The following is a 12,919-nucleotide window of genomic DNA, read 5'->3' as shown; positions in this document are numbered from 1 at the left end:
TTCAGGATGGCGTGGGTTGGTGTTGCGCCAGGACAGGTAGACATGCAGGGCGCGGGTCTGTGCGGTGTGGTTGCGGTGGTTGGAGTTGGCGACGGTGGACTGCCGCAACGGCCCGAGGTGTGCCTCGGCGGGTGGCCCAGGACGCGCAGGTAGGGGTGCAACACAGTTGGACCCGGTTCTTCTTCGCCCAGCGCCTGATGGTGTCGCCCTTGCGGGCGGACAGGGTGTTCGCGGCTCTCTTCTTCCTGCGGTTGACGCCCCACAGGGTGTCTTCGCCGACCGAGTAGCCGTGCAAGTAGCGCACCCAGTGGGCGCGGTGGTAGGTCGCGGGATGCCGCTCGGGCCGACCGTGCCCCGCCCAGCGCGACCCGTTTCGCGGCGTCAGGCAAGATCAATGTCGGTGACTTTTGACCGGCTCGGCGGGCCTTTGCGTCCTCGTCGTTCTGTGGAGCCCGGCTGTCAGTGCCGGATGGAAGACTGCCGGGCATGATCGAACCGAACCCGAAAGCGGACCTTCTCCGGTATCTGCAAGAAGGGCGAGATGCGCTCTTATGGAAGCTCGATGGGCTCTCGGAATACGACATCCGCCGCCCCCTGACCCCCACTGGTACGAACCTGTTGGGGCTGGTCAAACACGTCGCCAGCGTGGAGCTGGGGTACTTCGGCGACACGTTTGGGCGGCCGTTCTTCGACGAGGAGCCGCCGCCCTGGTGGTATACGCAGGAGGCAGAACCCAACTCGGACATGTGGGCCACGACAGACGAGTCACGTGAAGACATCGTTGGGCTGTATCGCGACGCGTGGGAGCACTCCAACAGCACGATCGCGACGCTCACGCTTGACGCGATCGGCCACGTCCCGTGGTGGCCGGAAGAACGTCGAGAGGTGACGCTGCACCACATCCTGGTGCGCGTGATCTCCGATACTCAGCGGCACGCCGGCCACGCCGACATCGTGCGAGAACTCATCGACGGAGCCGTCGGGTATTTGCAGGGCAAGGACAACATGCCACCAGGTGATCAGGCTGAGTGGGAGGGCCACCGAAGCCGACTGGAGCGCGTGGCGCGGGAGGTCAACGGCTGATGTCGCTCTGCTGGCCGACCCCGCTGGCTCCGGGGTCGGTCATGCGGCGCCGCTCAACTGGCCGCGCTCTACTCGGCCAGGGCTTTGGGGGCGAGGCGGTAGGACTCGTTCCAGGAGGCACTCACGCCTCCTCTTCCGGTGCGGCTGCGCCTGCTGGAGCGGACAGCAGCCGCACTAGCCGTAGACCACCGACCACGGGCGCGGGGGCTCGTCCCCTTGCTCCGAGATGCCGTCACGCCGCATGTGCGCGGTGTGGTCGCGGGCCAGGACGCCGCGCGCGAGTTCCGCGAAACGGCCTGCGGCCGGGTGGGCTCGCCAGGCCTGGCCAGGCGCCACTGATACACAGGGTGAGAGGGCGGTCGGCCAGTGGCCGCCATGCGACGCGGGGTTCCTTGCGGGCCACCGGCCCCTGGTCGAAGGCGACTCCGTGCCCCGCCGTCACGAGGGCGAGCAGGAACTCGGGGTTGGACGCGTGCCGCAGGCGGCCGGGGACGAAGCCCTCGCTGCGGCACACGTCGAGGATCCGGTCGTACCAGCCGGGTGCGTGTGCCCGGGGGAAGATCACCAGGTCGTGGCCGGAGAGCTCGCCGAGCTGCACCTCCGGCAGCCGGGCAAGCGGCGACGTGCGAGGCAGGACGATTCCCAGGTCCAGCGAGATTTCGGGGCCGAGTTGCAGTTCGGTGGCGTCGACGGGGTGGTGCACGAGTCCGACGTCCAGCCCGCCGCAGGAGAGCAGCCGCAGTTGTTCCTCGGTGGTGACCTCCTGCAGGTCGACGGAGAGTTCCGGAGCGTGCTCCGCGCAGGCAGAGAGCAGCGCGGACAGCACTGCGGCAGTGGTGTCGGGCGGTACGCCCGCGCGGAGCGTGCCGAGGCCGCCATCGGCGGCGCGGCGGGCCAGCGTGCGCAGCCTCTCTTCCCGGTCGAGGAGTTCGTGAGCCTCCTCCAGCAGTGCCGCCCCGGCGGCGCTCAAGCGGACGCCGCGCTGCGAGCGGTCGAACAGCTCTGTACCGAGCTCCTTTTCCAGTTTGCGGATCGCCTGGCTGAGCGGCGGCTGCGCCATGCCCAGCCGCTCGGCTGCCCGGCTGAAGTGCAGCTCGTCGGCTACGGTGACGAACAGACGCAGGTGGCGTAAGAGATCCACGATCAAGGATCGTACGTGAGGGCGGCTGCGAGCGGGATGGATCAGCTGGTGGGCCGACTGCGATGCGAGGATCAGTACGCACCGATGGCAAGGGGGAAGCAGTGACAGAGGAGCGCATTCGGCAGGTTTTCGCGAGGGCTGGGGCCGAAGGGCAGCTGCACGCGATTCCCGTTCGCTTGCGCAAGACGGTCGCCGGGGAGGCCGGAGTGGAGCCGGGTGCCCGTGAGGTGGCCGTGGGTGCCGACGATCCTGTCGTGATCGCCTCGATCTTCAAAGTGCTGATGGTGCTGGAGTTCGCCCGGCAGGTCGTCGCCGGCCAGCTCGACCCGCGGGAGAGGGTGCGGGTGACCGCGGCAGACCGGCTCGGTGGCTGGGGGACCGCCGGCTGTCTGGATGACGTCGAGCTGTCGCTGCGCGACCTGGCCCACTTCGCGATGTCGGTCAGCGACAACTCGGCGGCCGACCTGTTGCTGGCCCGCGTGGGCCTGGACACCGTACGGCTGCTCGCGGAAGAACTCGGCCTGGAACGGACCCGGATCGCGGGCGGACCGCGAGAGCTGCTGGAGTCGATGCTCGCGGAGGTCGGGGCGCGTGACGAGCGGGAGTTCGCCGTGCGCTACCCGGCCTTGCCGGACGACCGCAAGAGGCGACTCGCCGTGCTGGACCCCCGCCACACCACGGCGAGCACACCCCGCGAGATCACCCGGTTGCTCCAGCTCATCTGGAGCGATGCCGCCGGGCCGCCGGAAGCCTGCGCGTTCGTACGGGACCTGATGAGCCGCCAGGTCTTCCGCCACCGACTGGTCTCGGGCTTCCCGGACGACGTCACGATCGCGGCCAAGACCGGAACCCTGCCAGGGCTGCACATGGAGGCGGGCGTCGTCCGCTACCCCGACGGCGAGTACTACGCGATCGCCGTCTTCGCCCGCACCCAGGACCTGGCCGCCTCCCGCACGACGGTGGACGCCGCCATAGGCAAGGCCGCCGGCATCGCGGTCGGCTTCCTCCGCGGCCACGGAGACGGCCGGTGACCAGGTCACATATGCGTTCGTGTATCACCAGGGCCTGACTCCGGTCTTGGACACGGCCGTTCACGCCCTGATCTCCTGACCTCATGACCCACGACACACATGTCACGGACAGATCAGATGTGTCCTCCGGCCGCAGGCTCAACCGTCGTTCAGTGCTGCGCGGTGCCGCGCTCGGTGCCGCCTCCCCGCTGATCCCGGCCACGGCCGGCACCGCGTCAGCCGCGGAGGCGGACGACAGCCGGAGCAGCGGCTCAGCCGCCGGTTCGACCTCGTTCCGCTGGCTCGGCACCGCCGGCTGGCGCATCGACGTCGGCGACCGGACCGTACTCTTCGATCCGTACCTCACCCGCTTCACCACCGGCCTGTACGAAGGCACCTTCGACCCTCGGACCCCGCTGCAGACCCGGCCAGAGGTCGTGGACGCGCACATCGGCCGCCCCGGACTCGTCCTGGTCAGCCACTCCCATTGGGACCACCTCGCCGACGTACCCCACATCGCCAAGACCACCGGCGCACGCGTCGTCGGCACCGAGACCACGTACCACCTGCTGGTCGCGCTGGGCGTCGACCCGGCGCAGATCTCCGTGGTGAAGGGCGGCGAGGTACTGGACTTCGACGGGATCACCGTCGAGGTCGTGCCGAGCCTGCACAGCCGCAACAAGAAGTGCTCCTACTTCGCCCCGGGCACGCTGAACGCCCCGCCCCCGACTGCCCCGCGCACCATCTCGGACCTGCCGGAGGGCGACACCCTCGCCTTCCAGGTGACTGCCGGTTACAGCGGCCCGTCGGCGTTCCTCATGGGTGCCAGCGACTTCGCCGAGCGGGCGGTGCGGGGCCTGCGCCCCGACCTCGCAATGATCGCCGTGCCCTCCAGCACCACCACACACCGCTACGTGCCCCGGCTGCTACGTGCGCTGGACCACCCTCGCGTGGCCGTGCCCGTCCACTGGGACAACTTCGAAGTACCCCTGAGCGCTTCTCCCGAACGAGACCCGGTGATGGATCTGGACGCGTTCGTCGCGCAGGTCGAAAAGGTATCCCCGGCAACGCGGGTCGTCGTCCCGGACTACCGCACGGTGTACGACGCCACCATGCGACCCACGAGAGCCTAAAGGGTGTTGCAGAAGGTGGCGTGATCAAGGCACTTCCCTGGTATGGCCGGGGTGTTGAGGCGGTCGTTGCCCTGGAGGTGGTCGGCGAGGGCCAGGGCGCAGCGAGGGTGCACGACCGAGACCAGGTAGAAGTCGTGGCCTCGCTCTGCGTGGGAGACCAGCCGCCAGTGCTGGTTGAGGCTGTCCGTGCGTTCCCGAAGGCTCACGGCAACACAATCCGGTAGGACCACGACCGACGCACAACGCACCCGTCACCAGGAAGCTGATCCACAGACACGCCCTACCGGTCACATCAGGGAGGAAGAAAACACCTTCGTACTCGGGATCGGCGGTGTTGGGAGGCGCGCTGCTGGTGTCGCTCCAGCGGGTGTCAGGCCTCGCCGGCGGCGGGATTCCTCAGGACCTCGATCAGGCTGGCGTAACTGTCCTGTCCGTGGCCGGCGGCGCTGGCCTTCTGCATGGCTGCCTTCAGGAGCTCAGGGAGCGCGTTGTCGATGCCACGGGCCGCGGCCGCGTGGATGAGATGGTCGATGGCCGCGATCTGCACGTCGACGGTGGCGTCGTCGCCCGGGTAGCGGCCGGCGTCCACCTGGGGCGCGTACGTGGTGAGGAAGCCCGCCACCGTGCTCAGCCAGCGGATCGCCACCGGGGTGAAGGCGGTGGCGGATGTCCGCCCGGGGCCCACCAGCGCGGTGCCGTGCAGCCAGCCGGTCATGGTGGACCACATCAGTCCGAGCAGGGCGGCGTCGTAGAGGGAGGCGAGGCCGGGGTCGGTGCCCAGGTGGAGCGGGTCGCCGAGAATCGCCAGGGTGGAGCGGTGGGCTTCGAAGACCTCCCGGGAGCCGCTGTAGAGGAACATCATGGCGGGGTCGCCGACGCCGGGCGGGGTGGTCATGATGGCGCCGTCGAGGTAGCCGGCCCCGTGGGAGTGGGCCCACTTGACGGCCTCGTGGGCCTGCTCGGGAGAGCCGGAGGTGAGGTTGACCAGGGTTCTGCCCGACAGCTCGGCGGCGGCCGGGTCGAGGACGGTGTACAGCGCCTCGTAGTCCAGCACGCAGGCGATGGTCAGGGGGGAGGCGGCGATCGCCTCCTGGGGTGTGCCGGCCAGGCGGGCGCCCCGGTCGACCAGGGAGCGGGCCTTGTCCGGGGAACGGTTCCAGACGGTGGTCGGGTGGCCCCGGTCCAGCAGCGTGGCGGCCAGGGCCGACCCCATCGAGCCCAGTCCGACGACGGTGACCGGCCGGTGTTCTGCGGTTGCGTTCATGCCCAACTCCTCTGAGCCCATTGAAAGGTGACGTGTGATCACGTACGGACACGTTCGCAGGGCATGTAGATCGGGAACAGTGACAGCGGTGACGGCCTCCACCAAATTCCTGCCATAGGCTGCGGAGCATGAGTGCCGGTTCTGTCGCCGTGGTCGTGACCGAGGAGATCGGGGTTCCCTCGTGGGATCTGTACGAACTGAGCATCCCGTGCACCGTGTTCGGCAAGCCGCAGCCCGATCTGGCCGATCCCTGGTACGACCTGCGGCTGTGCGGGACCGGGGCCGGGCCGGTGAAGGGGGACGGCGCGGCGGAGGGTCATGGCCTGAGCCTGCGCACCCGGTACGGCCTGGACGACCTGGTCGGTGCCGACACGGTCATCGTGCCCTCGGTGCCCGACCCGTGTGTCGAGGAGGGCAGGCCGCTGCCGCGGGAGCTGATCGAGGCCCTGCGCCGGGCTCATGACGCGGGCGCCCGCATGGTCTCCCTGTGCACCGGTGCCTTCGCGCTCGCCGAGGCGGGCCTGCTCGACGGACGGCGCGCCACCGCCCACTGGATGCACACCGGCCAGCTGGCCGAGCGCTACCCGAAGGTGCACGTCGACGCGTCGGTGCTGTACGTGGACGACGGAGACGTGCTCACCAGCGCGGGACTGACCGCCGGTCTCGACCTGTGTCTGCACCTGGTGCGGCGCGATCTCGGCGCGCACGTCGCCAACCAGCTGGCGCGCCGCATGGTGGTGCCCGCCCATCGGCCGGGCGGGCAGGCGCAGTTCATCGAGCTGCCCGTGCCGGCCGGCGACGACGAGGGGCTGGCGCCCGTCCTCGAATGGGCTCGGGCCCGTCTGGACCGGCCGCTGACCGTGGCCGACCTGGCGCGGCGGGCCGCGATGAGCCCGCGTACGTTCTACCGGCGGCTCCAGGCCGTCACCGGGACGACACCTCTCCAGTGGCTTCTCGACCAGCGGCTCGGTCGCGCCCGCTCCCTGCTGGAGTCGACCAACCTGCCGATCGAGAAGGTCGGGGAGCTGAGCGGCCTCGGCACGGCCAACAATCTCCGCCACCACTTCCTGAAGCACCTCGGGGTGTCGCCCGGCGACTACCGGCGGGCCTTTCCCGGGGCGCAAGCGGCCGGGCGTGGACGTATGAGGGTCTGAGTCACGTCTGCGGACTCCACCCAGGGGGCCGCAGGATCCCCAGCAGCTGCCGGACCAGTTCGTCGACGACCTCGTCCAGCGTCGCGTCGACCCAGCCGGCGCTCCAGTCGTGCAGCAGGCCGTTGACGCTGCCGATGAACCCCGTCGCCGCGAGGCGGTAGTCGCGGGGTGCCGCCTCCCCGCGTGCGGCGGCCGCCCGGGCCTCGGCGCAGATGAGGTCGATCCAGCCGGCCCGGCGGGCGAGGCGCTGCTCCTCCAGGCGCGGGCTGACGCCGATGATCTCGACGAAGGTGATGCGGATCCGGCGCGGGTCGGCGGCGACGTTCCCGGCGTAGGCACGGAAGATGGCGGTCGCGCGCTCGACGAGCGGCAGGTCCGCCGCACCGGCCGCTGCCTCCAGCACCGCCGCCTCGGCCCAGTCGTTGACCTGGAGGTGCAGCGCCGCGAGCACGTCCTCCAGGGTGCGGAACTCCTCGTAGAACTGACGCGTGGACAGCCCGGCCGCCTCGCTGAGCGCCGCGACGGTGGTGGCGCGGAAGCCGGGGGTGTCGCCGAACAGCTGGAGCGCGGCGTCCAGGAACCGCCGGCGCCGCTCGGCCTGCCGCTCCTCGGCGGTCTTGCCGCCGTAGCGGCCGGTCGGCGCTCTGAGTCTGCCCGGCACCGGCTCTCCCTTCATTCGTTCGAGCACCCTTCCTCGCTCGGACAGGATTTTGTCGTGCACGCGGTCTTGTGGAGAAGGCCGCCCTTCCTTACTTTGCAGTAAGTTCATTCTGAAAGCACGTGTGTTCAGATTCCTCACCCCACTCGCAGAGGAGGGATCAGCCATGCCCGTCTTCCGACGACGGCATCTGTGCTCCCTGACCGCCGCCCTCGCCCTCACCGCCGGCTTTCCCGCGGCCGCCGCCCACGCGGACGCCCCTGATGCCTCCGCCGCGCTGCGCCAGGTGCTGTTCGTGGGCAACAACTGGGACGGCACCGCCGATGTCATCAAGTCCACCGGCGACTTCGCGAGGATCGGCCGGATCAACGTCATCCCCGACAAGGACGAGCGGATGGCGGAGATCAACGCCGATCCGATCAGATGGATCGCCTTCATGACGATCCGCAACACCGTCGGCGAGGGACACGACCAGTTCGTCGACGACATGTACTCCACGCCGGACGGGAAGTCGGTGGTCGTCTCGCGGCCCAGCTTCGCCGACGTCGTCTCGATCGACCTCGCCTCCGGGCGGATCAACTGGCGCTTCCCGGTGTCCGGTTTCCGCTCCGACCACATGGCGGTCTCCCCCGACGGCGAGCGGGTCGCGGTCTCGGCCTCGACCGGCAACACCGTGCACGTCCTGGACATCGAGACCGGCAAGCAGCTCGGCAAGGCCGCCACCGGCGACAAGCCGCACGAGAACATCTTCACCCAGGACGGCAAGTACCTCTACAACATGTCGATCGGCGAGGTGAACACACAGACCGACGCGCCCTGGCTTGACTGGACGAAGGGCGACCGCCGCATCACCGTCATCGACGCGACCACGTACCAGCAGGTCAAGGTCATCGACATGCGCCCGCGCCTGGACGCCATCGGACTCAAGGACTATTCCGACGCGGTCCGGCCGGCGGTGTTCTCGCCGGACGAGTCGAAGCTGTACTTCCAGGTGTCGTTCTTCCACGGCTTCTTCGAGTACGACCTGGCCTCCGACAAGATCACCCGCACGAAGACCCTGCCGAAGAACCCGGCGACCAGCGACGACCGCACCACCTTCGTCAACGACTCGCGCCACCACGGCCTCTCGATGAGCCCGGACGGCAAGAAGCTGTGCGTCGCGGGGACCATGGACGACTACGCCACGGTCGTCGACCGCGGCACCCTCCAGGAGGGGCCGCTCGTCACCGCCGCCAAGCCCTACTGGGCCACGGTCAGCGGTGACGGCAAGAGGTGCGTCGTCTCCGAGAGCGGCTCCGACCAGGTCACGGCCATCGACTTCGCCACCGGGAAGAAGGTCGCGTCCGTGCCGGTCGGAGACCACCCGCAGCGCGTCCGGCTCGGTCATGTGGAGGCCGGCTGGACGACCCCGTCCGCTAGTTGACCTCCTTCGCCGCCCACGCCGCCAGCTCGGAGCGGGCCGCGTTCAGCAGATCCGCCGAGGGAGCCGTCGCCCCGTTGGTCACCAGCGCGTAGTGCAGGACGCCCGAGTCCGGCGCGGTGAGCAGCAGGCGGCGGCTTCCCGTGCCGCCGGGCTCCTGGGCCACACCGATCGGGGTCGTCGAGGTGTACGCGGGCGGGGCGTGGGCCGTGCCCAGGTCGGAGACGACCGTGGTGGACGCGGCCGGGAAGCTCGCCGGCAGGTGCAGTTCGGTGGGGGCCCGGCCGCCGTCCGAGCGCCACAGCAACAGCCCGTACTGTCCGGATCCCACCAACTGCCGCACGCTCGGCAAGGAGTTGGGCACCGGGTTCCAGGTCAGGGTCGTCGAGCCGTCCCGGGAGCGGTCCTCGTAGGTGAAGCCGACGGTCGTGCCGGCCGTGGCGCTCGGGTAGAGGCGGTCCAGGAGCCGGGCGTCCTGGCGCAGCACCGGCTTTCCCGTGTCGTCGAGGCGTACGGCGGACAGGTCCTCGTCGTTCCAGGCGTCACCGGCGGTGAGCACCTTGTCGGGGTTGCCGTTCATCAGCTCGCGGTGGCGGCCGTTGTAGATGTCCCACTGCCACTGCGATCCGGAGAGCACCGGCCCCGAGGCGGCCGGGTCGGACCACCAGTCGGCGCCCTTCAGGCGTGAGTCGAGCGCCTGGTACATCGCCTTCAGGACGGTGGGCGCCTTGTCGGAGACGTTGCCCGCCAGGGGATGCCCGAACTCGCTGACCACGGCGGCGGTCTGCGCGGCGGCGGCCCGGTCGCGGACCGCGCGGAAGTCGTTCGCGTACTGGCCGTCGGCCGCCTTGCCCCACATGAAGACGCCGGAGATGGCCTTCTGGTCGTAGAAGTGGGTGTTGAACACATAGCGCGGCCCGAGCTTTCCGGCGTCGAGCAGGCCGCCCTCCTGCTTCTGGAAGTCGAGGTTGGCGTTCCAGAAGAGGTTCGGCTCCACGAAGGCGGGCTTGTCGCGCCAGCCGGCCGCGTCCATGCGGGCCCGGAACTTCTCGTAGAACGGCCACAGCACGTCCTTCTCCCAGGCGCGGCTGGTCTGCCCGGAGTCGTAGACGCCCGCGTGCGGCTCGTTGTAGGGGTCGAAGCCGACGACGCCCTTGAACTGGTCGGCGTTCAGGTGCTGTTGGACGTACGCCATGGTCTTCTGGGCGGTGGCGAGGAAGGCGTCCTGCACACCGTGCGCGTTGTGCCAGAAGTCGTACGAGGCGCGTTTCACGGCCTCGTTCTGGGTGATGTTCTGCCCCCAGAAGAGGCAGATCCCGCACGACTCGTCGGGGTAGTCCCCGGCGTCCACCGCCCACTTGGGAGCGCCGTCGCCCGTGTACCAGCTGTCGGCGTCGAAGAGGTGCCGGGAGTAGAGGTCCTGGTGGAAGTCGGGGTAGACGCGGATGCCGGCGTCGAGGAAGGCCTTCATCTGGGCGGTGGCGGCGGCCAGATAGGCGGTGTCCACCTTGCCGCGCTCGGGTTCGGCGTAGGCCCAGGAGAGCAGGAAGCGGACGGTGTTGCCGCCGCCGAGGGCGCGCAGGGCGGTCGCCGACTTGCGTGCGTCAGCGACGGAGGCGAAGGGCAGGCCGTTGTTCTCCGCCAGTTTGGTCTCGCCGGAGACGTTGTAGCCGCGCAGGACGACCTCGCGGCCCGAGGCGTCGGTGAAGCGGCCGTTCTCGACGGTGACGGTCGGGTCGTCGAACCAGAGGGAGCCGGGAGGGGGCGCGGCGGTGGCGGGCGGGACGCCCGCCACCGACAGGGAGCCGAAGAGGACAGCCAGGACAACCAGCAGACGTACTCGGATAGTCGGCATGTCCACTACAGTCCGGTGATATCAGGACAGCGTCAACACCCCTGACTCTGGAGTAAGTTCCCTCTCGGCCAGCGTGTACACCTCAACCACCCACCCTTCGTGTCACGTTCAACAAGTACTCCTTCCTGTTCAGAGGGTTGTGGTCGGTGCGCGGGCGCCGCGGAATCGTGCCGCGCGTGACTGGCGCATAGTGGTCGAAGGCGCTCTCCAGTTCTCCCTCACCGCGGGTCAGCCCCGGCAGCAGTTGTCCGAGGGCGTGCACCCGGGCCGCCGGCACGGTGCCTTCGAGGACGCAGAGGTCGCCCCGGTTGCGCGTCGCCTCCGGTACGGCCGCGAGCCCGGCGAGGACCGGCAGCAGGGCGCCGAGGGTGTCGGCCGGGGCCTCGACACGGAAGCGGTGCATCGGCTCGTGGACCCGTGTCCCGGCCCGCCGCAGCGCCTTGATCAGCACCAGCGGGGTGACGCCGCGGAAGTCGGCCCCGGTGCTCGACATGCTCTTGTCGAAGCCCTGGTGGGCGTGGCTCTGGCGAGGTGAGTAGCCGCTGTGGGTCACGGTGACCGTGCAGTCGGTGACCTGCCAGCCGTACAGGCCCTGGTCGAGGGTCTCGCGCACGGTGTCCTCGACGGCCTTGAAGAAGGCGTACGGCATGGAGCCGAGCTCCACCTCCAGCCGGAAGGCGACGCCCGAGCCGACCGGCGCGGGATCGACGCGCAGGCCGACCGTCGCGAGGAACGGGTTCGGGTCCTTCTTGTTGAACTCCACGGCATGCCCGGTGCCGACGAGCCGTTCGACGCACAGCGGGGTGGTCTCGCGGAAGGTGACGTGGAGCCCGTACTCGTCGGCGAGGGTGGCCTGGACGACCTCCTTCTGCACCTCGCCGTAGAGGGAGACGGAAATCTCCTGCCGGCGTTCGTCGTGGCGCAGGCCGATCAGCGGGTCCTGTTCGGCGAGCTGGGTGAGCGCGAGGTGCAGTGCGCCTCGGTTCACACCGGGCCCCGGGACGACGACCGTCTCCAGAGTGGGCGGGGCGAAGAAGCGCTCGTACGCCTTGCGGGGTTCGCCGATCGCGTCGCCGATCCTGATGTCGGCAAGCCCCCGCAGCCGGGCGATCTGCCCGGCGGCGACGGCGTCCGCACGGGTGTCCGTGCCGTGGCCGAAGACGCTGATCGCGGTGATCCTGCCTTCGGCGCCGTCCGCCCCGAAGGGAATCCGGTCGCGGGTGCGCAGGGTGCCGGAGAAGATCCGGGCGTAGGCGACCTTCTCACCCGCCGGGCCCCGCTCGACCTTGAACACGGTTCCGGAGACCGGCCCGTCCGCGTCCCCGTCGGCGGCCGGCAGCAGCTCCTCGATGCCGGACAGGAGCGCGTCCACGCCCGCGCCCGTGGCGGCGGAACCGAAGTAGACCGGATGGACCAGGGCCTCCCGGGTCCGCGCGACGAGGGACCCGCGCAGGAGGGGGTCCGTGACGGTGCCCTCGACGTACGCGGACAGCAGGGCGTCGTCGTGGTCGGCCAGGACGTCGAGTGCGGCGGCCGGGCCGGGCCCGGGGGTGAAGCGGGCCGCGCGTGTGCCGAGGCCGGTGGCGGTTCCCATCGGCACGATCGCGGGTGTCAGGCGGGCCGAGATCGACCGCAGCACCTCCTCGTCCCGCGCCCCGCGCCGGTCGATCTTGTTGACGAAGAGCAGGGTCGGGATGCGCAGCCGCTGGAGCGTGCGCATCAGCACCCGTGTCTGCGCCTGCACCCCTTCGACGGCGGAGATCACGAGGACGGCGCCGTCCAGCACGCCGAGCACGCGCTCCACCTCGGCGATGAAGTCGGGGTGACCGGGTGTGTCGATGAGGTTGACCGTCACACCGTCGAGCGGGAACGAGACGACGGCGGACTTGATGGTGATGCCACGCTGCCGCTCCAGCGCGAGAGTGTCGGTACGGGTGTTCCCGTCGTCGACGCGGCCGACTTCGTCGATCACCCCGGCCGCGTGCAGCAGCCGCTCGGTCAGACTGGTCTTACCTGCGTCGACATGGGCGAGGATGCCGAGGTTGAGCACGTGCACGAAGCGTCATGTCCTTCGGAGAGAGAGCCGTTCCTGTCTGGGGGGACATGGACGCAGTGCGCATCTGAGGCTCCTCGGGACTCGGTGACGTCGTCGACCCGTGCAGTGCAGCAGACCGGGCCGGTGGGCCACAACGGAATTAACC

Annotated in this window: 10 protein-coding genes and 2 pseudogenes; 5 read left to right on the top strand and 7 right to left on the bottom strand. The window is 69.8% G+C overall.

Features of this window, described 5'->3' with window-relative positions:
- Positions 1 to 370, bottom strand: a pseudogene (locus V8690_RS40015) (IS630 family transposase); the annotation flags it as partial.
- Between the two features lie 116 nt (positions 371 to 486).
- On the opposite strand from V8690_RS40015, the gene V8690_RS40010 reads away from it, so the two are divergent.
- Entirely contained in the window at positions 487 to 1,083 is a 597-nt protein-coding gene (locus tag V8690_RS40010) for a DinB family protein (RefSeq protein ID WP_338784906.1), read from the top strand.
- Positions 1,084 to 1,257: 174 nt separating this feature from the next.
- Here V8690_RS40010 and V8690_RS40005 read toward each other — a convergent pair.
- Positions 1,258 to 2,224: pseudogene (locus V8690_RS40005) on the bottom strand (LysR family transcriptional regulator).
- A 101-nt stretch (positions 2,225 to 2,325) separates the two neighbouring features.
- Between V8690_RS40005 and V8690_RS40000 the strand changes: the two are divergent.
- Positions 2,326 to 3,255 (top strand): serine hydrolase, encoded by a 930-nt coding sequence (locus V8690_RS40000; protein WP_338784905.1) that lies wholly within the window; start codon positions 2,326 to 2,328, stop codon positions 3,253 to 3,255.
- A 152-nt stretch (positions 3,256 to 3,407) separates the two neighbouring features.
- The gene (locus V8690_RS39995) at positions 3,408 to 4,367 is read left to right on the top strand and encodes an MBL fold metallo-hydrolase (protein WP_338784904.1); all 960 of its coding nucleotides are present in this window, start codon (positions 3,408 to 3,410) and stop codon (positions 4,365 to 4,367) included.
- On the opposite strand, the gene V8690_RS39990 is transcribed toward V8690_RS39995, so the two are convergent.
- Both V8690_RS39990 and V8690_RS39985 read right to left on the bottom strand, forming a co-directional pair.
- On the bottom strand, positions 4,364 to 4,573 hold the full coding sequence (locus tag V8690_RS39990; RefSeq protein WP_338784903.1) for a hypothetical protein: 210 nt from the start codon (positions 4,571 to 4,573) through the stop codon (positions 4,364 to 4,366). The genes V8690_RS39995 and V8690_RS39990 overlap by 4 nt on opposite strands.
- Before the next feature lie 164 nt (positions 4,574 to 4,737).
- On the bottom strand, positions 4,738 to 5,631 hold the full coding sequence (locus V8690_RS39985) for an NAD(P)-binding domain-containing protein (RefSeq protein ID WP_338784902.1): 894 nt from the start codon (positions 5,629 to 5,631) through the stop codon (positions 4,738 to 4,740).
- 128 nt (positions 5,632 to 5,759) lie between these two features.
- Here V8690_RS39985 and V8690_RS39980 point away from each other — a divergent pair, with 128 nt between their 5' ends.
- Positions 5,760 to 6,785 carry a helix-turn-helix domain-containing protein gene (locus V8690_RS39980; protein ID WP_338784901.1) on the top strand — a complete coding sequence of 342 codons (1,026 nt, stop codon included), beginning with the start codon at positions 5,760 to 5,762 and terminating at the stop codon, positions 6,783 to 6,785.
- Position 6,786: 1 nt separating this feature from the next.
- Here the strand turns inward: V8690_RS39980 and V8690_RS39975 are convergent, their stop codons facing one another.
- Positions 6,787 to 7,446 (bottom strand): TetR/AcrR family transcriptional regulator, encoded by a 660-nt coding sequence (locus V8690_RS39975; protein WP_338784900.1) that lies wholly within the window; start codon positions 7,444 to 7,446, stop codon positions 6,787 to 6,789.
- 163 nt (positions 7,447 to 7,609) lie between these two features.
- Here V8690_RS39975 and V8690_RS39970 point away from each other — a divergent pair, with 163 nt between their 5' ends.
- On the top strand, positions 7,610 to 8,866 hold the full coding sequence (locus V8690_RS39970; RefSeq protein ID WP_338784899.1) for a PQQ-binding-like beta-propeller repeat protein: 1,257 nt from the start codon (positions 7,610 to 7,612) through the stop codon (positions 8,864 to 8,866).
- Here V8690_RS39970 and V8690_RS39965 read toward each other — a convergent pair.
- Both V8690_RS39965 and V8690_RS39960 read right to left on the bottom strand, forming a co-directional pair.
- Entirely contained in the window at positions 8,859 to 10,718 is a 1,860-nt protein-coding gene (locus tag V8690_RS39965; RefSeq protein ID WP_338784898.1) for a cellulase family glycosylhydrolase, read from the bottom strand. The two genes, V8690_RS39970 and V8690_RS39965, sit on opposite strands and share 8 nt — an antisense overlap.
- A gap of 82 nt (positions 10,719 to 10,800) precedes the next feature.
- Complete coding sequence (locus V8690_RS39960) at positions 10,801 to 12,774, bottom strand: translation factor GTPase family protein (RefSeq protein WP_338784897.1); 1,974 nt, start codon at positions 12,772 to 12,774, stop codon at positions 10,801 to 10,803.
- Between the last annotated feature and the right edge of the window lie 145 nt (positions 12,775 to 12,919).

The organism is Streptomyces sp. DG1A-41, assembly GCF_037055355.1.
Taxonomy (GTDB): domain Bacteria; phylum Actinomycetota; class Actinomycetes; order Streptomycetales; family Streptomycetaceae; genus Streptomyces.
Note: the sequence above shows the minus strand (reverse complement) of the source record. Positions and strands in the feature narration are given on the sequence as shown.

Coding starts and splice junctions, on each gene's coding strand:
- V8690_RS39970 (WP_338784899.1), top strand. CDS start 7,610: ATGCCCGTCTTCCGACGACGGCATCTGTGCTCCCTGACCGCCGCCCTC.
- V8690_RS40010 (WP_338784906.1), top strand. CDS start 487: ATGATCGAACCGAACCCGAAAGCGGACCTTCTCCGGTATCTGCAAGAA.
- V8690_RS39965 (WP_338784898.1), bottom strand. CDS start 10,718: ATGCCGACTATCCGAGTACGTCTGCTGGTTGTCCTGGCTGTCCTCTTC.
- V8690_RS39985 (WP_338784902.1), bottom strand. CDS start 5,631: ATGAACGCAACCGCAGAACACCGGCCGGTCACCGTCGTCGGACTGGGC.
- V8690_RS39980 (WP_338784901.1), top strand. CDS start 5,760: ATGAGTGCCGGTTCTGTCGCCGTGGTCGTGACCGAGGAGATCGGGGTT.